This is a genomic window from Mitsuaria sp. TWR114, from assembly GCF_007997345.1.
The window spans coordinates 1-19,550 of sequence record NZ_VOSR01000024.1; the positions used below are offsets into that span (position 1 = coordinate 1).

Annotated in this window: 22 protein-coding genes and 1 riboswitch; of the genes, 13 read left to right on the forward strand and 9 right to left on the reverse strand. The window is 70.2% G+C overall.

The window, feature by feature from the left end:
- The coding region (locus FUT87_RS01340; protein WP_147239827.1) for an SDR family NAD(P)-dependent oxidoreductase at positions 1-630 on the reverse strand (630 nt) is incomplete at its 3' end.
- Between the two features lie 870 nt (positions 631-1,500).
- Between FUT87_RS01340 and infA the strand changes: the two genes are divergently transcribed.
- From infA to FUT87_RS01355, 3 genes are all read left to right on the forward strand, one after another.
- Complete coding sequence (gene infA, locus FUT87_RS01345; protein WP_091727775.1) at positions 1,501-1,758, forward strand: translation initiation factor IF-1; 258 nt, start codon at positions 1,501-1,503, stop codon at positions 1,756-1,758.
- Positions 1,759-1,801: 43 nt separating this feature from the next.
- Positions 1,802-2,008 (forward strand): oxidoreductase-like domain-containing protein, encoded by a 207-nt coding sequence (locus FUT87_RS01350; RefSeq protein ID WP_091727779.1) that lies wholly within the window; start codon positions 1,802-1,804, stop codon positions 2,006-2,008.
- A 242-nt stretch (positions 2,009-2,250) separates the two neighbouring features.
- Entirely contained in the window at positions 2,251-2,742 is a 492-nt protein-coding gene (locus FUT87_RS01355) for a hypothetical protein (RefSeq protein WP_091727782.1), read from the forward strand.
- On the opposite strand, the gene FUT87_RS01360 is transcribed toward FUT87_RS01355, so the two are convergent.
- The gene (locus FUT87_RS01360; protein WP_147239762.1) at positions 2,670-3,461 is read right to left on the reverse strand and encodes an HAD family hydrolase; all 792 of its coding nucleotides are present in this window, start codon (positions 3,459-3,461) and stop codon (positions 2,670-2,672) included. The two genes, FUT87_RS01355 and FUT87_RS01360, sit on opposite strands and share 73 nt — an antisense overlap.
- 72 nt (positions 3,462-3,533) lie before the next feature.
- Positions 3,534-3,632: riboswitch (S-adenosyl-L-homocysteine riboswitch) on the forward strand.
- Positions 3,633-3,734: 102 nt separating this feature from the next.
- Here FUT87_RS01360 and ahcY point away from each other — a divergent pair.
- The 5 genes from ahcY (at position 3,735) to FUT87_RS01385 (ending at position 8,343) form a co-directional block, all read left to right on the forward strand.
- Positions 3,735-5,168 carry an adenosylhomocysteinase gene (gene ahcY / locus FUT87_RS01365; RefSeq protein ID WP_147239763.1) on the forward strand — a complete coding sequence of 478 codons (1,434 nt, stop codon included), beginning with the start codon at positions 3,735-3,737 and terminating at the stop codon, positions 5,166-5,168.
- A gap of 33 nt (positions 5,169-5,201) precedes the next feature.
- The gene (locus FUT87_RS01370; protein WP_091727797.1) at positions 5,202-5,933 is read left to right on the forward strand and encodes a TlyA family RNA methyltransferase; all 732 of its coding nucleotides are present in this window, start codon (positions 5,202-5,204) and stop codon (positions 5,931-5,933) included.
- On the forward strand, positions 5,930-6,769 hold the full coding sequence (gene metF, locus FUT87_RS01375; protein WP_091727800.1) for a methylenetetrahydrofolate reductase [NAD(P)H]: 840 nt from the start codon (positions 5,930-5,932) through the stop codon (positions 6,767-6,769). The genes FUT87_RS01370 and metF overlap by 4 nt, the downstream gene beginning before the upstream one ends.
- 128 nt (positions 6,770-6,897) lie before the next feature.
- Entirely contained in the window at positions 6,898-7,539 is a 642-nt protein-coding gene (locus FUT87_RS01380; RefSeq protein ID WP_404935337.1) for an OmpW/AlkL family protein, read from the forward strand.
- 237 nt (positions 7,540-7,776) lie between these two features.
- Positions 7,777-8,343, forward strand: a complete 567-nt coding sequence (locus FUT87_RS01385) for a proprotein convertase P-domain-containing protein (RefSeq protein ID WP_186830294.1) — start codon at positions 7,777-7,779, stop codon at positions 8,341-8,343.
- Between the two features lie 125 nt (positions 8,344-8,468).
- Here FUT87_RS01385 and pepQ read toward each other — a convergent pair whose 3' ends face one another.
- Both pepQ and FUT87_RS01395 read right to left on the reverse strand, forming a co-directional pair.
- Positions 8,469-9,821, reverse strand: a complete 1,353-nt coding sequence (gene pepQ, locus FUT87_RS01390; protein ID WP_147239765.1) for a Xaa-Pro dipeptidase — start codon at positions 9,819-9,821, stop codon at positions 8,469-8,471.
- Positions 9,818-10,411, reverse strand: coding sequence for a 5-formyltetrahydrofolate cyclo-ligase (locus FUT87_RS01395; RefSeq protein WP_091727809.1), 594 nt, complete (start codon positions 10,409-10,411; stop codon positions 9,818-9,820). Before FUT87_RS01395 ends, pepQ begins: the two co-directional genes overlap by 4 nt.
- 89 nt (positions 10,412-10,500) lie before the next feature.
- On the opposite strand from FUT87_RS01395, the gene FUT87_RS01400 reads away from it, so the two are divergent.
- A complete protein-coding gene (locus FUT87_RS01400) occupies positions 10,501-11,043 on the forward strand; it encodes a TfoX/Sxy family protein (RefSeq protein WP_255488871.1) in 543 nt (180 codons plus the stop codon).
- Here the strand turns inward: FUT87_RS01400 and FUT87_RS01405 are convergent.
- Positions 10,988-11,347: a DUF2917 domain-containing protein gene (locus FUT87_RS01405; protein WP_175538354.1), complete on the reverse strand. Its 360-nt coding sequence runs from the start codon at positions 11,345-11,347 to the stop codon at positions 10,988-10,990. The two genes, FUT87_RS01400 and FUT87_RS01405, sit on opposite strands and share 56 nt — an antisense overlap.
- Positions 11,348-11,474: 127 nt before the next feature.
- On the opposite strand from FUT87_RS01405, the gene FUT87_RS01410 reads away from it, so the two are divergent.
- Positions 11,475-12,458 (forward strand): LysR family transcriptional regulator, encoded by a 984-nt coding sequence (locus FUT87_RS01410; RefSeq protein ID WP_147239767.1) that lies wholly within the window; start codon positions 11,475-11,477, stop codon positions 12,456-12,458.
- Positions 12,459-12,471: 13 nt separating this feature from the next.
- On the opposite strand, the gene FUT87_RS01415 is transcribed toward FUT87_RS01410, so the two are convergent.
- Positions 12,472-13,089 (reverse strand): 5-formyltetrahydrofolate cyclo-ligase, encoded by a 618-nt coding sequence (locus tag FUT87_RS01415; RefSeq protein ID WP_147239768.1) that lies wholly within the window; start codon positions 13,087-13,089, stop codon positions 12,472-12,474.
- 11 nt (positions 13,090-13,100) lie between these two features.
- On the opposite strand from FUT87_RS01415, the gene FUT87_RS01420 reads away from it, so the two are divergent.
- Both FUT87_RS01420 and FUT87_RS01425 read left to right on the forward strand, forming a co-directional pair.
- Positions 13,101-15,182, forward strand: a complete 2,082-nt coding sequence (locus FUT87_RS01420) for a lytic transglycosylase domain-containing protein (RefSeq protein ID WP_147239769.1) — start codon at positions 13,101-13,103, stop codon at positions 15,180-15,182.
- Between the two features lie 57 nt (positions 15,183-15,239).
- Positions 15,240-15,941, forward strand: coding sequence for a glutathione S-transferase family protein (locus FUT87_RS01425; protein ID WP_147239770.1), 702 nt, complete (start codon positions 15,240-15,242; stop codon positions 15,939-15,941).
- 90 nt (positions 15,942-16,031) lie between these two features.
- Here the strand turns inward: FUT87_RS01425 and FUT87_RS01430 are convergent, their stop codons facing one another.
- On the reverse strand, positions 16,032-16,307 hold the full coding sequence (locus FUT87_RS01430; RefSeq protein ID WP_147239771.1) for a hypothetical protein: 276 nt from the start codon (positions 16,305-16,307) through the stop codon (positions 16,032-16,034).
- 159 nt (positions 16,308-16,466) lie between these two features.
- Here FUT87_RS01430 and FUT87_RS01435 point away from each other — a divergent pair, with 159 nt between their 5' ends.
- On the forward strand, positions 16,467-17,708 hold the full coding sequence (locus FUT87_RS01435) for a multifunctional CCA addition/repair protein (protein ID WP_147239772.1): 1,242 nt from the start codon (positions 16,467-16,469) through the stop codon (positions 17,706-17,708).
- Here the strand turns inward: FUT87_RS01435 and FUT87_RS01440 are convergent.
- Positions 17,677-18,762 (reverse strand): class I SAM-dependent methyltransferase, encoded by a 1,086-nt coding sequence (locus tag FUT87_RS01440; protein WP_147239776.1) that lies wholly within the window; start codon positions 18,760-18,762, stop codon positions 17,677-17,679. The two genes, FUT87_RS01435 and FUT87_RS01440, sit on opposite strands and share 32 nt — an antisense overlap.
- Positions 18,763-18,857: 95 nt before the next feature.
- Positions 18,858-19,550: EAL domain-containing protein (locus FUT87_RS01445; protein WP_147239773.1), on the reverse strand; the 693-nt coding region annotated here is incomplete at its 5' end.

The following is a 19,550-nucleotide window of genomic DNA, read 5'->3' on the forward strand; positions in this document are numbered from 1 at the left end:
GGACAGCGGCGGCCGCGGCAGCGCGGCGTAGTCCGCGATCGTCCGGGTGCCGTAGCGCACCGAGCTGGCGTCCAGGAAGTCGGTCCGGAAGAAGCCGGGCTCAACCACCGTCACCCGGATGTTGAAGCCGGCCAGCTCCGGCGCCAGCGAGGCGCTGAAGCCATCGACGGCGAACTTCGTCGCGCAGTAGACCGCCGCGCCATCGAAGCCGCGGAAACCGCCGACCGAGGCGATGTTGATCACGTGACCGTCGCGCTGCCGGCGCATGACCGGCAGCACCGCCCGGGTGACGTGCATCAGGCCGAAGACGTTGGTGGCGAACTGGCGCTCGATGTCGTCGGCGCCGATGGCCTCGAACAGGCCCAGCTGGCCATACCCCGCGTTGTTGACCAGCACGTCGATGCGACCGAAGCGCGCGACGGCCTGCTCGACCGCGTGGACCGCGTCGGCCTCGCGGCTGACGTCCAGCGGCAGGCACAGCACGGCGTCGGCGTGCGCCGCATAGGCGTCCTGGAGCGCCGCGACATCGCGGCCGGTGGCGACGACGCGATCGCCGGCGACCAGCGCCGCCTTGGCGATCTCCAGCCCGAAGCCGCGGTTGGCGCCGGTGATGAACCAGATCTTGCTCATGGGATTCCGTCCTTGGAGGGATGACAGGGTGGAGGGATTTCCCCTCGACGGGGGCGCTTGCCGGCGGACCTCGCGAGGGATGGATTCATCGTAGGCAGCGGCCCCCGGGGCCGCATGCCCGTTCCGGCGGACCGCTTGCACGATCCGCCGCGACCGGCAGGCGGTGCTCGTCGCGCTCGTCGGGCTTGCGCCGCCCGCCAACCGCCGGCCCTTCCGCACGATCCCCGCGTCCTGACTGCAAGCGACGCTGCGCAATTCGCGCGCTTGCGCTACAATCCGCAGCTTGATTCGCACAAGACCACCCTCTTCAGGTCTTCTTCTGCAGCCCCTCCGGTCCCTCTCACGGACCTTTCTGCGAGCGGCTCGCACCAGCATCAACCCCCGGTTCGTGCGCTTGCGCGTTTCTGGCTTCGGCCGGTTCGATCGTCCTTGGGCGAACGGCTGCTGGAGCACCTCTTCGTGTCCCGCCCCGGCTTCGCGCCATCGAAACAGGGAAAGGGCACATTCCCAAACCGCGCCAAGACGGTTGCTTATTGCGATTGCCTGTCAAGGCGCACACCTCATGAAAACTATGCGAACCAAAAGCATTGAGGTGGGGCGATTCCTTGTCTCACCGATGACCAAACCCCATGCCGACGGCGGATTCGCCGCGGCCGTCTCGATCCGATCGGACGCGGCATGGCCAGCATCGATCGCGTCATGCGATTCGTGCCGACCTTCGAGACCCGCCGCGCCGCGTTGCGCTACGCGGAGACCGAAGGCACGGCCTGGGCGCGCTGCCATTGACGGCGCGCCCGTGATTCCCGAGGCGAAGGCCCGCGGCAGACCGCGGCCGGCGCCCTTATCGATTTCAAGAAAGGAGCCTCCCGTATGGCCAAGGAAGAACTGATTGAAATGCAGGGTGTCGTCAACGAAATCCTGCCGGACTCGCGCTTTCGCGTGACGCTGGAGAACGGCCACCAGGTCATCGCCTACACGGGCGGCAAGATGCGCAAGCATCACATCCGCATCCTGGCTGGCGACGCCGTCTCCTTGGAGATGTCGCCCTACGACCTGACCAAGGGCCGGATCACCTTCCGTCACCTGCAGCGCTCGGCCCACTCGGGACCGCCGCCGGTCCGTCGCTGAGCGTGCGCCGCGGGGGCCGAAGCCCTCGCGGAGCCTCCCGGTCATGACCACCGCCCTGCCCGACCCCGCCGCGGCGCCGGCCTCGCTCGAGGCCGACGACCCGATGCCCCAGCCGCCCGTGCAGCCGGACATCGACGCCTGCTGCGGCAACGGCTGCGACCCGTGCATCTTCGACCTGCACGACCTGGCGATGGACCGCTACCGGCAAGCGATGCGCGCCTGGAAGGCCCGCCACCCCGAGGCCGGCTGACGCCTCACCCCCACCCGGAAGGGCCGCCTCGCGCGGCCCTTCGCTTTTTCCGGCGGCCCCGTCCACGTTCGGGGGTCTCGCCTCCCTCCGACGAGGCCCCCCTCAGGTCGAGGGGCGTTTGCGTTTCGTGACGTTTTTGGGGACATCCTCGGGCTTCAGAACCCCCGCGCGCCCGCCGACATCCAGGACAGGCGCCGCGCTTGCCGCGCGGGCGCATCGATCTCCCCCGATCGGAGGCCCCGATGTTCATGACTGGCCAGAACCGTTTCCATGTCGCGCGTTCCGACGCCCAGGCCAACCTGCGCTTCGCGCTGGCGCGGCTGAGCACCGACTGGCGCCACCTCGACCCGTTCGGACTGGAGGTGCTGCTGCGCCACCTGCTGATGGCGGAGCACCGCTGCATGCCGCATCCCAGCGTGCTGCGCGAGCGCCCGACCAACCGCTGGCTGCTGCCGCGGCTGCGGCGCCGGCGCATCGAGGTGGCGGAGCGGCTCGTGGCCGTCGGCGGACGCGTCAGCCATGCGAGCCTGGCGCGGGTGCTGCCGCGCGGGCATGACTGGCCGGGAGTGTCGGCGCTGGTCGGGCGGCATGCCTGGGATCCGGTCGAAGGGCGCCAGCCCCGGCCGCGCGTCCCGGCCGTCGAGGACGCGCCGACCCGCCCTCAGCCGGCCGCGGCCAGCAAGGCGCGGGCCACTTCCGCGAAACCGTCGCCGCGCTCGCTGGCGGTGACGTAGGCCGGCGGGTGATCCAGCATCGGCAGGAAACGCGCGATGTTGGCCACCCCCACCGACAGGGGCACCCGCTCGAACATCAGCTGGTCATTCGTCGAGTCGCCGACATAGACCCACTCCCGCGGATCGAACGCTCGCCCGGTCAGCCGCTTCACCGCCCACTGGGCGGCGGTCCACTTGCTGTGTTCCCCGATCCAGCCGTTGACGTGGATCGAGCTCACCGTCGCCACCAGCCCATGGGCGCGCATCAGGTCGCAGACGGCGGCGATCGCGTCGTCGTCCAGCCGCGTGAATTCGCTGTGGTCGACCGCGATGTCGGTCAGCCGCCCCGCGCTGTCGCGCGCCAGCTGGGCGCCCGGCACCGTCGCCACGATCGCCCCCGCGCAGGCCTGCAGACGCGCGAAGTTCTCCCGTCGCGTCGCGTCGTCCTGGGCGAACTCGGTGACCAGCGCGTCGTTCTCCCGGTGCAGCAGCACCCCGCCGTTCTCCGCCACGATCCCCCGCAGGGGCCGGTCCAACGCGAAGGGCGCGCTCCAGCCCGCGGGCCGGCCGGTGATCGCGATGACCGGGACGCCGGCGCCCTGCAGCCGATGCAGGGCCGCCAGCGCGGCGGGGGCGATGTCGCCCTCGGCCGTCAGGGTGTCGTCGATGTCGGTCAGCACCCCGCGCAGGGGGAGCCAGGCCGCGCGGGGACAGTCGCTGAGCGGGGGGATCGTTCGCATAAGGGGCGATTGTGGCCCCGACCGTGACGCTGTCATCAAGCCGTCGAACGGAACATGTCTACAATCGCGCCCTGTTCCGAGGAGCGTTGCGACCTCCCATCCCATCGAGGCCAGGCTCGGAACCGCCGCGCGGCGACGTGCCCGCGGCCATGGCAACCGCGCTCACCCGTCGACCCTTCGCAGGCCGGGTGAGGACCGAGCGGCAAGTGCCCTCCCCACTTCTCCCCATGTCCTGATCGCTGGCGTCGACGGCCCTTCCTCGCAGGAGTCCGCATGAACGCCCAACTGAAGCCGCTGGCCCAAGACCAGTACCTGATCAAAGACCTGTCGCTGGCCGACTGGGGCCGCAAGGAGATCAAGATCGCCGAGAGCGAGATGCCCGCGCTGATGGCGATCCGTGAGGAATACGCCGCGGCCCAGCCGCTCAAGGGCGCGCGCATCACCGGCTCGCTGCACATGACGATCCAGACCGCCGTGCTGGTCGAGACGCTGCAGGCGCTGGGCGCCGAAGTCCGCTGGGCCTCGTGCAACATCTTCTCGACGCAGGACCACGCCGCCGCCGCGCTGGTCGCCGTCGGCACCCCCGTCTTCGCCTACAAGGGCGAGACGCTGGAAGACTACTGGGACTACACCCACCGCATCTTCGAGTTCGGCGCCAAGGGCGAAGCGGGCGAAGGCCCCAACATGATCCTGGACGACGGCGGCGACGCGACGCTGCTGATGCACCTGGGCCAGAAGGCCGAGAAGGACCTGTCGGTCCTGGCCAATCCGGGTAGCGAGGAAGAGCGCATCCTGTTCGCCGCGATCAGGAAGAAGATCGCCGAAGACGCGACCTGGTACACCCGCAAGAGCGCCGAGATCATCGGCGTGACCGAGGAAACGACCACCGGCGTGCATCGCCTGAAGGAGATGTCGGCCAAGGGCACGCTGCTGTTCCGCGCGATCAACGTCAACGACTCGGTCACCAAGAGCAAGTTCGACAACCTCTACGGCTGCCGCGAGTCGCTGGTGGACGGCATCAAGCGCGCCACCGACGTCATGGTCGCCGGCAAGATCGCCGTGATCGCCGGCTACGGCGACGTGGGCAAGGGCTCGGCGCAGGCGATGCGCGCGCTGTCGGCCCAGGTCTGGGTCACCGAGATCGATCCGATCTGCGCGCTGCAGGCCGCGATGGAGGGCTTCCGCGTCGTGACGATGGAATACGCCGCCGACAAGGCCGACATCTTCGTGACCACGACCGGCAACAAGAACGTGATCCGCCACGAGCACATGGCTGCGATGAAGCACAACGCGATCGTCTGCAACATCGGTCACTTCGACAACGAGATCGACGTCGCCTCGCTCGAGCAGTACGAGTGGGAAGAGATCAAGCCGCAGGTGGACCACGTGATCTTCCCGGACGGCAAGCGCATCATCCTGCTGGCCAAGGGCCGCCTCGTGAACCTGGGCTGCGGCACCGGCCACCCGAGCTACGTGATGTCCTCGAGCTTCGCCAACCAGACCATCGCGCAGATCGAGCTGTTCGCGCACAAGGACGCTTATGCCGTGGGCCAGGTCTACGTGCTGCCCAAGCACCTGGACGAGCACGTCGCGCGCCTGCAGCTCAAGACGCTGAACGCGCAGCTGAGCGAGCTGACCGACGAGCAGGCCGCCTACATCGGCGTCAGCAAGGCCGGTCCCTACAAGCCCGACACCTACCGCTATTGATCGACTGACCGTCGACTGAACCGAGACCCGACCATGCGTGCTGATCAGCGGCTTCTTTCCCTTGGCCTGGCGCCCACGCGCTCGGCTGCCCAGCGGCTGATCGACGCACGCGCGGTCGAGTGGGAAGGCCCCAAGGGCTGGACCGTCGTGCGCAAGTGCGGCGAGGACCTGCCCGAGACCACCCCCATGCGCGTGACGAACGATGCCGAACTGCGTTACGTCTCGCGCGGCGGGCTCAAGCTCGAGGGTGCGCTGGCCAAGGTCGGCGTGTCGGTGGCCGGTTTCTCGGCCCTGGACATGGGCCAGAGCGCGGGCGGGTTCACCGACGTGCTGCTCAAGGCCGGCGCGGCGCACGTGACCGGCATCGACGTCGGCCACGGCCAGCTGCACGAGACCTTGAAGGCCGACCCGCGCGTGACGGCCCTCGAAGGCATGCACGTGAAGGACTATGTGCCCGCCGAGCCTTTCGACCTCGTCGTGGGCGACCTGAGCTTCATCTCGATGATCGGCACGATCAAGCACGTGGCCGGCTGGCTCAAGCCGCAAGGCCAGGCGCTGCTGCTGATCAAGCCGCAGTTCGAGCTCGGCCCCAAGGCCTTGAACAAGAACGGCATCGTCAAGGACAAGTCGCAGTACGCCGTGGTCAAGGAACAGGCCGTGGCCGCCGCCGAGAAGCGCGACCTCGTCGTCAAGGGCTGGTTCGAAAGCCCCGTCACCGGTGGCGACGGCAACACCGAATTCTTCATCTGGATCCAACAACCATGACGACGCCGGTCAGCATCGAATTCTTCCCGCCCAACACGCCCGTCGGCACCGAGAAGCTCAAGACCGTCGTGCAGGAACTGCGCGCGGTGAATCCGCAGTACTTCAGCGTCACCTACGGCGCCGGCGGCTCCACGCGCGAGAAGACGCTGTCGACCGTCGCCGACATCGCGTCGCAGGGCTTCGACGCCGCGCCGCACCTGTCCTGCGTCGGCTCCACGCGCGAGAACATCGCCGAGATCCTGGCGACCTACCGCGCGCAGGACATCCGCCGCGTCGTCGCGCTGCGCGGCGACCTGCCCAGCGGCACGGCCACGGCGGGCGAGTTCCGCTACGCCGCCGAGCTGGTGCGCTTCATCCGCGAGACGCAGGGCGAGGACTGGGACATCGAGGTCGCGGCCTATCCCGAGTACCACCCGCAGCAGCGCTACGCGGCGCGCGACCTGCAGTTCTTCGCCGACAAGGTGCGCGCCGGCGCCAGCGGCGCGATCACGCAGTTCTTCTACAACCCCGATGCCTACTTCCACTTCGTCGAGGCCTCCCGCGCCCTGGGCGTGGAGGTGCCGATCGTGCCGGGCGTCATGCCGATCAACAACTACGCGCGCATCGCGCAGTTCGCGCAGCGCGACGGCATCGAGATCCCGCGCTGGGTCGCGCTGAAGATGGAGGGCTACATGGATGACGCCGCCTCCGTGCGCGCCTTCGGCCTGGACGTCGTCACGCGACTGTGCGAGCGCCTGATCGCCGGCGGCGTGCCGGGGCTGCACTTCTACACGCTCAACCAGAGCGCGCTGACGCTGGAGTTGTGCAAACGCCTCGGTCTCGCCGCCCAAGCTTGACCCCGCGCAAGCGGTCCGCGCCGCCGCGGGCGGTCTTCATGCCGCGCCGCCGTTCCTTGTGAACGGTCAAGGCCAGCGGCCCGGGGCCCACGTTCAATGCCGGTCACCCATTGACCAGGAGTGAACGTATGTCCCGCATCCCCACCCGATCCCGCTTGTCCCTCGGCGCCGCGGCGCTCATGGCGCTCACGGCGCTGATGACGACCACCGCGCTGCCCGCGCATGCGCAGGGCAGCCCCTGGGTGATCCGCGCCCGCGCGGTGAACATCGACCCGGCGGACAAGGACCGGACCGGGCTCGGCCTGTCGCTGAGCCGCAAGACGATTCCCGAAGTCGACATCAGCTACTTCATCACGCCGAACCTGGCGACCGAGCTGATCCTGACCGTGCCGCAACGGCACACGCTGCGCAGCAACGGCGTGCGCATCGGGACCGTGAAGCACCTGCCGCCGACGCTGACGCTGCAGTACCACTTCAACCCGGACGGGCAGTTCCGCCCCTACCTTGGCGCCGGCCTCAACTACACGCGCTTCTCCAGCGCCCGCTTCGAGCCGGCCGTGCAGGCGGCGCTGGCGCCCAGCATCGAGAAGCAGAGCGTCGGCCTGGCCCTGCAGGTCGGTTTCGACGTGATGCTGGATCCGAGGTGGTCGATCAACCTCGACATCAAGAAGCTCAAGATGGACACCGAGGTGCGCTCCAAGGGCGCGTCGGTCGGCAAGTTCAAGATCGATCCGCTGCTGATCGGCGTCGGCGTGGGCTATCGGTTCTGAGTCCCAGAAATCCGTTTCATCCCCTCGGCCCTCGCATCAGCTGAGGGGACGGCGCAAGCAGCCAACGTCGGGATTCTTGACAGTTCGTTAAAACCGCACGCGCGGAGCGCCGGGAATTGTTCACGGAAACAGCGCCAAGTGCCTATGCCAGAAGGGATTCGAACGCCATCCCTAATTCATTGGCATGAACACTGCTTACATGGAGTCACAAGCCACCTTTTTTGTGACCCTGACTCCATGAACTTCAAGCGTCTGCTGGCCGTCTGCGCCGCCTCCCTGACCACCGCCTTCACCGCCCAAGCCGCGGTCGTGACCGCCTCCAGCACCACGCCGACCGCCATCTGCGACCGCTGCGTCGTGACCTCCACGCTGAACGTCGACACCCGCGGCACGCTGAGCGACGTCAACGTCTCGATCGTCGACCTGCGCCACACCTATGACGCCGACCTGGCGATCTGGCTGATCGCGCCGACCGGCACCACCGTCCAGCTGTTCAACCGCCGCGGCGGATCGGCCGACAACTTCTTCAACACCGTCTTCGACGATGCGGCGACCACCGCCGTCGCCAATGGCGCCGCGCCGTTCACCGGCAGCTTCCGCGCGGAAGAACTGCTGTCGGCCTTCAACGGCCAGGACGCCTTCGGCACCTGGACGCTGCGCGTGGCCGACCTGGCCGGCGCCGACGTCGGCGTGATCAACAACTGGAACGTGCAGCTGACGACCGTGCCGGAGCCGGGTTCGCTGGCGCTGGCCGGGCTGGCGCTGGTCGGCCTGGGCATGGCGCGCCGCCGCAAGGCAGCCTGAGGCCGGCGGGCGAGCGCCCGCCAGCGACCGTCATCGGGCGCCGCTCGACGACCGGAACGATGAACGAAAGGGCCCGCGGGCCCTTTTTTCATGCGTGACGGGGTGGGCGCCGAGGGCGCCAGCGCTCAGCCCAGCGCCGCGAACGCGTCCCGCGTCAGGTTCTCGGGCGCGCCGCTGTGGCGGCAGGCGACATCGTCTTCGATGCGCACGCCGCCGAAGGCGCTGAGGTGCTTGACCAGCGCCCAGTCCACCTGCGCCGCCGCGGGCGTCGCGCGCAGCTTGTCCAGCAGCATCGGGATGAAGTACAGCCCCGGCTCGATCGTCACCACCATGCCGGGCTGCAGCATGCGCGTCAGCCGCAAGTAGGGGTGACCGTCGGGCTTGGGGATCGTGCCGCCGTCCTCGCCGGCCATGAAGCCGCCGATGTCGTGCACCTGCAGGCCGAGCAGGTGGCCGATGCCATGCGGCAGGAAGGTCGAGGTCACGCCCTGCGCGAGCATCGCGTCCTCGTCCATCCGCACGATGCCCAGCTGCCGCAGCACGCCGGCGATCTCGCGGTGCGAGGCCAGGTGGATGTCGCGGTAGTCGACGCCCGCGCGCACGCGATCGACCAGGCGCAGCTGCGCGGCCTCCATCGCGTCGACCAGCGCCTGGAAGCTGGCGTCGCCGTTGCCGGTGGTGCGGGTGATGTCCGAGGCATACCCGCAGCTGTGCGCGCCCGCGTCGATCAGCAGCGACAGCGACTGCGCCGGCGCCCGCTGGTCCTGGTACTGGTAATGCAGCACCGCGGCGTGCTGGTTCAGCGCGACGATGTTGCCGTAGGGCAGGTCGCGCTCGGCCAGGCCGCAGGCCCGGAGGTAGGCGGCATGGATCGCCGCCTCCGACCGGCCTTCGCGGAAGGCGCGCTGCGCGGCCAGGTGCGCCGTCGCGCCCAGCGTCGACGCCTCGCGCAGGCGCAGCAGCTCGTAGCCGGTCTTCACCGCGCGCGCGTGATGCAGCGGGTTCAGCACCTCGGGCGGGTTGTTCGGGACGATGTCGCCCAGCGCCGCGTCGGCCTCGCCGACGATCGCCAGCTCGCCCGGCAGCTGCAGGTAGGGCAGCGCCTCACCGGGGGTGCGCACGACGATCATTTCGAAGTGCTCCACCCAGAAGCCGCTCGGCGCCTCGGGCGGCACATGCCAGTAGTCCTCGGGCTGGACGTAGACCAGCCGGGGCCGGTGGCCGGGACGGATCACCAGCCAGCTGTCCGGATGGCGGATCAGCGGCACCCACAGCTTGAAGTGGGGATTGGGCTGGAAGACGTAGGGCCGGTCGTCGAGGAAGGCGAACTTCTCGACACCGGACGCGATCAGCAGCGCGTCGTAGCCACCGCGCTGGAGCGCGTGTTCGGTGCGACGCTGCTGCTCGGCGAGGTGGGCCACATACAGCGCATCCAGCGTGTCGGCGGTCGGGCGGACGGGGGAATCGACGGCATTCATGCGCGCGGATTCTCCCAGACCACTCCCATCTCGGTCAGCATCGCGTCCAGCCGCACGTCGTTCGGCTGGGCGGTCAGCGTCGGCTGGAAGCCGTGGCTGAAACCGACGCCCACGGCCTGCGGCCGGGGCTGGATCTGCGCGATGGTGCGCAGCATGAAGCCGCCGCCGTAGCCCATGCGGATGCCGCCCGGGCCGTAGCCCAGGCAGGGCAGCAGCAGGAGTTCGGGCTCGAAGGCCTCGGTGTCCTTGGGCTTGGTGATGCCGGTCGCGTCCTCTTCCATCGGGCAGCCGGGATACCAGACGTGGAAGCGCAGGCGCCCCTGCTCGCGATCGACGACGGGCAGGCCGATGCGGCGTTCGGGATCGACCTCGCTCCAGCGGTACAGCGCCGGCAGCGGATCGAATTCGCCCTTGATCGGCCAGTACGCCGCAATGCGCTTTTCCTTGCGTCCCACCAGCCACACGCGCAGCACGCCCTGCACCAGGTCCGCGAGTTCCAGGCGGCCCGGCAGGTCCAGGCGCTCGCGGATCAGGCGCTCGCGCAGCGCCTGGCGGTCTTCGGAAATCGGCAGCTTGTCGTTCGGATCCATCCGGCCCCTTCGCGTTGCCCAGCGGGACCGACGGGCCCCGGAGCCGGCCATTGTGGCCGCGCCGGACGCGGGTTGCTAGAGTCGCCGCCATGGCACGAGGCACCACCACCACGGGAACCGTCCGGCGCGTCGCCGGCGCGGGCAGCGATTTCGCCAACCACTGCATGGAGCTGCTGGCGCCGCTCGGGCCGGTGCTGGCGCGGCGGATGTTCGGGGGCTTCGGGCTCTATGTCGACGACCTGTTTCTGGCCATCATCAGCCGCGACGAGCTCTACCTGAAGGCGGACGCCGTCAGCCAGCCGCGCTACCTCGAGGCCGGCTGCGAGCCCTTCCGGTACGCGAAGACTGGCAAGGACGGGCGACAGGAGGTCGCCAGCCTGAATTACTTCCGGCCGCCGGAGGAGACGCTGGAGTCGCCGGCGCTGATGCTGCCCTGGGGGCGGCTGGCGATGGAGTCGGCCTTGCGCTCGGCCAATGCGAAGCCGAAGGCCAGCACGCCGAAGAAGAGCGCCGGCACCACCGCCGAGCCCAGCACCGACAGGAAGCTGAAACCGGTCAAGGCCACGGCTCCGGCGCTCAAGCGTTCGCCAGGCGCTGGCCGAACAGCTGCCCGAAAGAAGGCAGCCGGCTGACGCGCCGCGCGCGCTGGGCGGCGCAGGCCTGCGGCGGCACCATCAGCTGGAAGCGGGCGGTCGGCCAGGCTTCCACGACCAGTTCGGTGCCGCTGGCCACTTCCAGGGTCTCGCCGGCCGACAGCCAGAAGTCCTGGGCCGGCAGGTTCAGGTCGCCGCGCTGCGTCACCCAGACGCGCCCGTCGAGCACATGCAGCTCGCGGCGGCCCGGGCCGATCGGCAGGCTCATCGCCTCGCCCGCGGACAACGCCCACGCGGCATCGTCGCGGCTGACCTGGATTGATGACTTTTGCATGACGTTCATGATCGGCTCCCCGTCCGCCGGGCGGCCCGCGCACCTGGCGGCGTTCCTCGTGGACATGGAGGGATATTAGGGTTGCCCCGCATGCCGGTCCAATGAGTCTTCGCGCGTCGATTGATACCATCCGCGCATGAATCCGCCTCGACATCGCCCGCTCGCCGTCGGTCCGCTGCGCGCCTTCGAGGCGGTGGCCCGGCGCCTGAGCTTCAGCGCCGCCGCCGACGAGCTCTACCTGACCCAGTCCGCCATCAGCCGCCAGATCCGGTCGCTGGAGGAGGAACTCGGCGCCACGCTCTTCCTGCGTGGCACCCGCCATGTCGAGCTGGCGCCGGACGGCAAGCTGCTGCTGGCGGCGGTCGAGCCGATGCTGGAGCGGCTGGACAGCACCGTGCGCCAGATCCGCTCGACGCGCGGCCGACGCGTGGTCAACGTCACCACCTTCGCCTCGTTCGCGTCGCTGTGGTTGATCCCGCGCCTGGAGGCCTTCCAGCGCGAGCATCCGGACATGGACATCCGCGTGTCCGCGCTCGACCAGCTGGTCGAGATCGACGACAGCGAGTTCGACGTCGCGCTGCGTTATGCCGCGCCCAACCGGGTGGCGCCGTCGGCGCAGCGGATGTTCGGCGAGATGCTCACGCCGGTGGTCAACCCCTGGGTCGCGAAGCAGGCGCAGGAGGGCCAGGGCCCGCCGCTGGGCCAGGCGGCCGACCTGCGCCAGTACACGCTGGCCGAGGAGGACGACCAGCGCCCCAGCGGCCTGTTCCTGAGCTGGCGGCGCTGGCTGGCGCTGCACGGCGCGCCCGACCTGCAGCCGCGGCGCTGGATGTACCTGAACTTCACCTACCAGCAGATCCAGGCCGCGGTCTCGGGCCAGGCGGTCGCGCTGGCGCGGCTGCCGCTGATCTACGAGGCGCTGGAGCGCGGCGAGCTGGTCGAGCCTTTCGGCGCGGCCGGCCGTACCGACTGCCCGACGGTCTACTGGCTCATGATGTCGGCGCACGGGCGACAGCGGCCCGAGGTCGTCGAGTTCGCGCGCTGGATCGGCGAGCAGTCGGCGCTCACCCGGCGCGCGATCGGCGAGCCCGATCCGCCCGTGGACGAGCACTCGGGCTGAGCGCCGCGCCGCCTCAGGGCGCGAGCACCTCGCGCTCGGTCACGACGACGGTCATCGCCTGGTCGTGCGGCTGCACCTCGAAGCTGGCTTCGCAGCAACTCCAGGCCAGGCCGATCGTCGTGACGCCGGGATGCGCCTCCAGCCAGCGGTCGAAATAACCGCCGCCATAGCCGAGCCGGAACCCCTCGCGCGTGTAGCCCAGGCAGGGCACCAGCAGCACCTCGGGCACGAGCACCGGGCCGGTGGCGCTGGGGATGCCGCATTCGTCCTTGAGCGTGGGCGGGGTGCCGTCCCAGCGCCGGAACTCCATCGCCGCCGGCCCGCGGTCGCCGGCCTTGCGGGCGAACGGCAACGCCAGTTGCATCGCCCCGCCGAGCTTGTGCGTCGCGGCCCAGGCCGCTGCGTTAAATTCACCCTCCAGCGGCCAGTACAGGCCGAGGCTCAGCGGCTCGAGCTGGCGCAGCAGCGGAAGCAGCTGCTCGTCCAGCTTGTCGGCGGCGAGACGGGCCTCGGCGCCGGCCGACCATTCGCGGCGGCGCGCCAGCAAGGCGCGGCGCAATTCGCTTCGCTCATGGGGCCAGGTCTTGCCGGCGATGCCGGCGGCGTCGGGGGCCGTGGGGGAATCATTCATCGCAGTCGGTCATGAAGTTCGCTCGAATCACTGTAACCGCCCTCGCCTCCGCCACCCTGGGCGCGCTCTGCGCCTGGACGGCCCTCCCCGCCGTCGCGCAGTCGACGATGCCCTTCGCCGTCGTGCCCAATCCGCCACCGCCGCTGCCGGACCTGGTGACCGACGCCCGCGAGGCCTGGCGTACCCGTGACCGCTCGCGGCTGGCCGCGATGCGGCAGGTCGCCTTCGACCAGCAGCACCCGCTCGCGCCCTGGTTCGACTACTGGGAGCTGAACGCCCGGCTGGCCGACGCGCAGCAGCCCGAGATCACCGCCTTCTACGCCCGCTGGCCCGGCAGCTACGTCGAGGACCGCCTGCGCAACGACTGGCTGCTCGAACTGGGCCACCGGCGCGACTGGGCCAACTTCCGTCGCGACCTGGCCGGCTACAAGATGCAGGACGACCGCGAGGTCGTCTGCTACACGCTGCTGGCCGACCCGCCGGCGCGCGAGCTCCGCGAGGCGGCGCGCACCGCCTGGCTGGCGCAGCGCGACGCCGACGAGGGCTGCAACATGCTGGCCGCGACGCTGCACGAGAACGGCCAGTTCAAGGACTCGGATGTCTGGCGCAAGCTGCGGCTGGTCGTCGAGACCAACAAGCCGCGCGCCGTGAAGCAGGCCGCGGCGCTGCTGTCCAAGGCCGACCAGGACGCGATCGCCGAGCTGATGGACAAGCCCGACCGCTACCTCCAGCGCAAGGCCGCCGCGTCCCCGCGCGCCCGGGCGGAGCTGACGCTGCTGGCGCTGATGCGGCTGCTCGCCACCGACTACGACAAGGCCGAAGACGACGTTCGCCGCTGGGCGCCGAAGCTGCCCAATGACCTGTCCGCCTGGCTGTGGGCCCAGTACGGCCGGCAGGCCGCGCTGCGGCTGAAGGACGAGGCCAACGACCACTTCGAACGCGCGCTGAAGTTGCAGGCGCGACTGGGCGGGCCGCTCGAATGGAGCGACGACACGGTGAACTGGATCGCCCGCGCCGCGCTGCGCGGCGACGCCGGCGCCAGCCGGCCGGAGCAGCTGGTGGCGGCGATCGCGCTGATGAAGCCGTCGGACCAGAAGGACATCACCTGGCAGTACTGGCGCGCCAAGGCCCAGCAGCAGCTCGCGGCGAACGGCCCCGCCGGCGACGCCCAGCGTCGCGAGGCCCTGGAGTCACTGCGCGCGATTGCGTCGCCGCTGAGCTTCTACGGCAAGCTCGCCGCGGACGAGCTCAAGCTGCGCCTGCCGCTGCCGCCCTCGCCGGCCGAGCTGAGCGCGCAGGAGCGGGCGCAGGCGCTGGCCAATCCCGGCATCCAGCGCGCGCTGCAGCTGCTGGCGGTGGGCCTGCGCAGCGAGGGCCAGCGCGAGTGGAACTTCAGCCTGCGCGGCCTGTCCGACCGCGAACTGCTCGCCGTCGCGCAGACCGCCTGCGAGCGCGAGCTCTGGGAGCGCTGCATCCAGACCAGCGAACGCACCCGCACCGAGATCGACCTGGCCCAGCGCTTCCCCATGCCCTATCGCGCCGACGTGCTCCGGCAGTCCACCGCGGTGGGCCTGGACCCGGCCTATGTCTACGGGCTGATCCGCCAGGAGTCGCGCTTCATGATGGACGCGCGCTCGCATGTCGGCGCCGGCGGCCTGATGCAGGTGATGCCGGCGACCGCCAAGTGGACGGCCAGGAAACTGGGCGTCGAATTCCGGCCCGACATGCTGCACGACCGCGACACCAACCTGCGCCTGGGCACCGGCTACCTCAAGCTGGTGATGGACAGCTTCGACGGTTCGCAGGCGATGGCGGCCGCCGCCTACAACGCCGGACCGAACCGCCCGCGGCGCTGGCGCGAGGGGCCGCAGCTCGACGCCGCCATCTGGACCGAGAACATCCCGATCTGGGAGACCCGTGACTATGTGCGCAAGGTGCTGTCCAACGCGACGATCTATGCCCAGCTGATGGGCCGCGAGGGCGGCACGCAGCTGCGCGACCGGCTCGGGCGCGTCATCGGCCCGGCCGCGGCGTCGGCGCCGGACATCCCGGCCAACGGCACCACGGCGGGCGCGCCCGCCGGCACCAACTGACCCCGCGGCGCCGGCTCCCCGCCGGCGCCGTCCTCCTCCACGCGAAGGGACTCCCGCATGCAATTGATCGTCGGCAACAAGAACTACTCGTCCTGGTCGATGCGCCCCTGGGTGCTCATGAAGGGCCTGGGCATCGATTTCCAGGAGCGCGTGCTGCGCTTCGACTTCACGCCGGATTCGGCCTTCTACCGCGAAGTCGGCGCGGCGACGCCGACCGGCAAGGTGCCGGTGCTGGTCGACGAAGGTTTGGCGGTGTGGGATTCGCTGGCCATCGTCGAGTACCTGGCCGAGCGCTTCCCCGACAAGGGCATCTGGCCGAGCGATCCGCGCCAGCGCGCCCGCGCGCGCAGCCTGTGCGCCGAGATGCACAGCGGCTTCGGCCAGCTGCGCGGCCTGTGCGTGATGAACATCGACGCCGACCTGAGCACGGTGGGGCCGCGGCTGCTGGCCTCCGAGGCCGGCCTGCGCAAGGACCTGGCGCGCATCGTCGAGCTGTGGACGGACGCGCTCGCCCAAAGCGGCGGCCCCTTCCTGTTCGGCGCGTTCGGCGCGGCGGATGCGTTCTTCGCGCCGGTCGTGATGCGGGTGACGCGCTACGCCTTGCCGGTGCCGGAGGCGCTCAAGGGCTACCTGGCGCGCGTGGAGGCGGCCCCCGGCGTGCGCGAGTGGATCGCCGACGCGATCGCGGAGAAGGATTTCCTGGACTTCGAGGAGCCCTATCGCGACGTCAGCGGACCGGTGCCGGTGCTCAAGGCCTGACACGCCCGCCGACCCGCCCGCCCCATGAAAAACCGCTTCCGGTCACCTGTGCGGGCAGGCGGCGGGAAGCGGCGAGGTGGACCGCCGGGATCAGTGATCGCGGCGGCGGCGGACCAGGAAGCCGGCGGCCAGCAAGCCGCCGAGCATCATGGCCTGGTTCTGGGACTCGGACACGAACGACGGCAGCACCTGGTCCGCGCCGTCCTGTTCATTGACATCCGGCAGCTGGGCCGGTGCCGACTGGCTTTGCGAGACGAAACTCGTCTCGGCGGCCACATGGACGGCCTTCGCGTCCGTGACCGGGGATTCCTGCGCTTGAGCGGCCAGACCAATTCCGCCCAGCAAGAGGAGGAGAACAGACTTCATTCATAAACTCCCTACTGCTTGCCCGACCTGCCTGGCTACAACTGTCTCTCTCGGTAGCTGGTCTGTTTGAACAGACACTGGTGTGCAGGTGGCATTGGTGAATATACGGAGACACAGCCTAAATGAGCACCCCACACCTTGGGGATGCTGCGCCGCAACATGAGTGATCAGATGTATCTCGTCGGGGGTGCCGTCCGGGACGCCCTGCTGGGCCTGCCGGTCCAGGACCGTGATTGGGTGGTGGTCGGAGCCACGCCCAAGTCCTTGATCGACAAGGGATTTCAGCCCGTCGGCAAGGATTTCCCGGTGTTCCTGCACCCCGTGACCCATGAAGAGGTGGCACTGGCCCGGACCGAGCGCAAGACCGGATCCGGATACCACGGTTTCCAGTTCCACACCGACCCCGACGTCACCCTCGAACAGGACCTAGCCCGACGCGACCTGACGATCAACGCGATGGCCCGGGCCGAAGACGGTTCGCTGATCGACCCCTATGGCGGCCAGCGGGATCTCGCGGCGCGGATCCTGCGCCACGTGTCGCCGGCCTTCGCCGAGGATCCGGTGCGGATCCTGCGCCTGGCCCGCTTCGCGGCGCGCTTCGGGGACTTCTCGGTCGCGCCGGAAACCATGGCGCTGATGCGCGACATGGTGGATGCCGGCGAGGCCGACGCGCTGGTCGCCGAACGCGTCTGGCAGGAGCTCTCCCGGGGGCTGATGGAGCGGCATCCGGCGCGGATGATCGAGATCCTGCGCGATTGCGGCGCGCTGGCGCGCATCGCGCCGGAGTTGGCGCGGCTGTTCGGGGTCCCGCAGCCCGAGGCGCATCACCCGGAGATCGACACCGGCGCCCACCTGCTGCTGGTGCTGGCGGAATGCGCGCGCGTCGACGCACCGCTGCCGGTGCGTTACGCCTCGCTGTGCCACGACCTGGGCAAGGGCACGACGCCCGAGGCCGAATGGCCCCGCCACCTGAAGCACGAGGCGCGCGGCGTGGCCCTGGCGGCCGCGTTGTCGCAGCGCTGGCGCGTGCCGTCGGACTGCAAGGAACTGGCCGAGCTGGTGGCGCGCGAGCACACGCATGTCCACCAGAGCCTGGACTTCAGCGCCGAGGCGCGCCTGCGCCTGATCGAGCGTTGCGATGCGCTGCGCCGGCCGGAGCGCTTCGCACAGCTGCTGCTGGCCTGCGAGTGCGATGCGCGCGGCCGTGCCGGCCTGCAGGACCGCGCCTACCCGCAGCGCACCGCGCTGCTGCACGACCTGAAGGCGGTGCAGTCGGTCGACCAGTCGGCGATTTCAGCAGCGGCGTTGGCGGCCGGCAAGCAAGGGCCGGCGATCGGGCAGGCGATCCACGCGGCGCGGCTGGCCGCGCTCAGAGCGTGTGAGACCGATCGCCCGCGCTGAACCCCAGCGCGTCGAAGCCCTCGCCCGGCGCGAAGCCGATCACCTTGAACAGCTCGCCCATCTCGTGCTCGGCGATCAGCCGGTGGGCCATGCCGCGCTGCGCCAGCGTGGCCTGGCCCATCAGGTCGACCAGGCCGCAGTTGATCAGGAAGTTGGCCTGGCTCGTGTAGCCCAGCACCGTCAGCCCCGCGTCCTGGCCCGCCAGCGCGATGCCGGTGAAGTTCACGTGCGCGGTGATGTCCTTCTGCCCCGGCAGCGCCAGCGGATCGGGATCGGCCCGGTGCAGGTGGTGGCACATCAGCGTGCCGCCGGTGCGCTGCGGGTGGTAGTACTCCGACTCCGGGAAACCGTAGTCGATGAAGAACGCCGCGCCGCGCTTGAGGCGCTCCGCCAGCGTGCGCACGAAGGCCTCGGCCTGCGGGTGGATCTCGGTCACCGTGCCCGGCAGGAAGCCGGCATCCTCCTCGGGCGGGAGCGGCGGGCGCGCGTCGCCGGCGCGGTCGACGAACACCAGCCCGCCCTGCCCGTCCAGGCCCACGCCGCGCCGCAGCCACTGCCGGCCGTCCCAGCGCACCAGGTCGACCGGGATCGCGTCCAGCAGCTCGTTGGCCACCATCACGCCGTGGATCTCGTCGGGCCAGCGGTCCAGCCATTCGACCCGCGGCGCGAAGCGCGCCAGCCGCTCGGCCTGGCGCTCGCGCAGGCTGCCGGACAGGTCGACGATGAAGTACTTCGTCACCGGCTGCCCCAGGACGTCCAGCGCCTCCAGCAGCTGCTCGGCCAGCGCGCCGCTGCCGGCGCCGAACTCGATCACCGTGTCGGTGCCGCTGACCGCCAGCGCCTGCGCGACCTGCCGCGCCAGCGCGCGGCCGAACAGCGGCGACAGCTCCGGCGCCGTCACGAAGTCCGAGCCCTGCTGCGGCATCGTGCCGAACTTGCGGCGCGCGTTGGCGTAGTAGCCCAGCCCCGGCGCGTACAGCGCCAGGCTCATGTAGCGGTCGAAGGGCAGCCAGCCGCCGGCGGCGGCGATCTCGTCGCGCAGCAGGGCGGTCATGGCCGGATCCGTTGCGTGGGACGCCGGGGAAGCCGGCGCGCCATGCGCCGCGGACGCCGCGCCATTCAGGCCGGCGGAGTCGGGAGTCTTGGAAGTCATGTGTCGATCCTGGGAAGCCGGGGCTCGCCGCGCTGGGCCAGCCATGCTTCGAATTCGTCAGCCGGCATCGCGGTGGCGATGACCTCGCCCTGCAGCTCGTCGCAGCCCCATTCGGCCAGCAGATGCCATTGCCGCGCGTTGCGCACGCCCTCGGCGCCGATGCGCAGGCCCAGGCCCTTGGCCATCTGCACCACCGCGCGGGTGATCGCCGCGGCGCCGGCGTCGTCCGGCAGCACGGCGACGAAGCTCTGGTCGATCTTCAGCTTGTCCAGCGGCAGCCGCGTCAGCTGGTTCAGCGCGGTGTAGCCGGTGCCGAAGTCGTCGATCGAGATCTCCAGCCCCTGCGAGCGCAGCGTCTGCAGCAGCTCGGGCAGGCGGTCGATCTCGTCGGTCAGCATGCGCTCGGTCAGCTCGAGCTCCAGCCACTCGCCGGGCACGCCGGCCGTCTTCAGCACATGGGCGACCGACTTGGAGAAGCTGGCCAGCCGGAACTGCATGCTGGACAGGTTGACGGCGATGGGCACCGGCGCGACGCCGCGCTCGTGCCAGGCGCGCGCCTGCCGGGCGGCCTCGTACATCACCCACTCGCCCAGCGGCAGCATCAGCCGATGCCGCTCGGCCACGACGATGAAGGCGTCCGGCGTCAGCAGCCCGCGTTGCGGATGCCGCCAGCGCAGCAGCGCCTCGGC

Excerpts from the sequence above, each read along its gene's own strand:
- infA (WP_091727775.1), top strand. The coding sequence starts at position 1,501 with ATGGCCAAGGAAGAACTGATTGAAATGCAGGGTGTCGTCAACGAAATC.
- FUT87_RS01350 (WP_091727779.1), top strand. The coding sequence starts at position 1,802 with ATGACCACCGCCCTGCCCGACCCCGCCGCGGCGCCGGCCTCGCTCGAG.
- FUT87_RS01355 (WP_091727782.1), top strand. The coding sequence starts at position 2,251 with ATGTTCATGACTGGCCAGAACCGTTTCCATGTCGCGCGTTCCGACGCC.
- FUT87_RS01360 (WP_147239762.1), bottom strand. The coding sequence starts at position 3,461 with ATGCGAACGATCCCCCCGCTCAGCGACTGTCCCCGCGCGGCCTGGCTC.
- ahcY (WP_147239763.1), top strand. The coding sequence starts at position 3,735 with ATGAACGCCCAACTGAAGCCGCTGGCCCAAGACCAGTACCTGATCAAA.
- FUT87_RS01370 (WP_091727797.1), top strand. The coding sequence starts at position 5,202 with ATGCGTGCTGATCAGCGGCTTCTTTCCCTTGGCCTGGCGCCCACGCGC.
- metF (WP_091727800.1), top strand. The coding sequence starts at position 5,930 with ATGACGACGCCGGTCAGCATCGAATTCTTCCCGCCCAACACGCCCGTC.
- FUT87_RS01380 (WP_404935337.1), top strand. The coding sequence starts at position 6,898 with ATGTCCCGCATCCCCACCCGATCCCGCTTGTCCCTCGGCGCCGCGGCG.
- FUT87_RS01385 (WP_186830294.1), top strand. The coding sequence starts at position 7,777 with ATGAACTTCAAGCGTCTGCTGGCCGTCTGCGCCGCCTCCCTGACCACC.
- pepQ (WP_147239765.1), bottom strand. The coding sequence starts at position 9,821 with ATGAATGCCGTCGATTCCCCCGTCCGCCCGACCGCCGACACGCTGGAT.
- FUT87_RS01395 (WP_091727809.1), bottom strand. The coding sequence starts at position 10,411 with ATGGATCCGAACGACAAGCTGCCGATTTCCGAAGACCGCCAGGCGCTG.
- FUT87_RS01400 (WP_255488871.1), top strand. The coding sequence starts at position 10,501 with ATGGCACGAGGCACCACCACCACGGGAACCGTCCGGCGCGTCGCCGGC.
- FUT87_RS01405 (WP_175538354.1), bottom strand. The coding sequence starts at position 11,347 with ATGAACGTCATGCAAAAGTCATCAATCCAGGTCAGCCGCGACGATGCC.
- FUT87_RS01410 (WP_147239767.1), top strand. The coding sequence starts at position 11,475 with ATGAATCCGCCTCGACATCGCCCGCTCGCCGTCGGTCCGCTGCGCGCC.
- FUT87_RS01415 (WP_147239768.1), bottom strand. The coding sequence starts at position 13,089 with ATGAATGATTCCCCCACGGCCCCCGACGCCGCCGGCATCGCCGGCAAG.
- FUT87_RS01420 (WP_147239769.1), top strand. The coding sequence starts at position 13,101 with ATGAAGTTCGCTCGAATCACTGTAACCGCCCTCGCCTCCGCCACCCTG.
- FUT87_RS01425 (WP_147239770.1), top strand. The coding sequence starts at position 15,240 with ATGCAATTGATCGTCGGCAACAAGAACTACTCGTCCTGGTCGATGCGC.
- FUT87_RS01430 (WP_147239771.1), bottom strand. The coding sequence starts at position 16,307 with ATGAAGTCTGTTCTCCTCCTCTTGCTGGGCGGAATTGGTCTGGCCGCT.
- FUT87_RS01435 (WP_147239772.1), top strand. The coding sequence starts at position 16,467 with ATGAGTGATCAGATGTATCTCGTCGGGGGTGCCGTCCGGGACGCCCTG.
- FUT87_RS01440 (WP_147239776.1), bottom strand. The coding sequence starts at position 18,762 with ATGACCGCCCTGCTGCGCGACGAGATCGCCGCCGCCGGCGGCTGGCTG.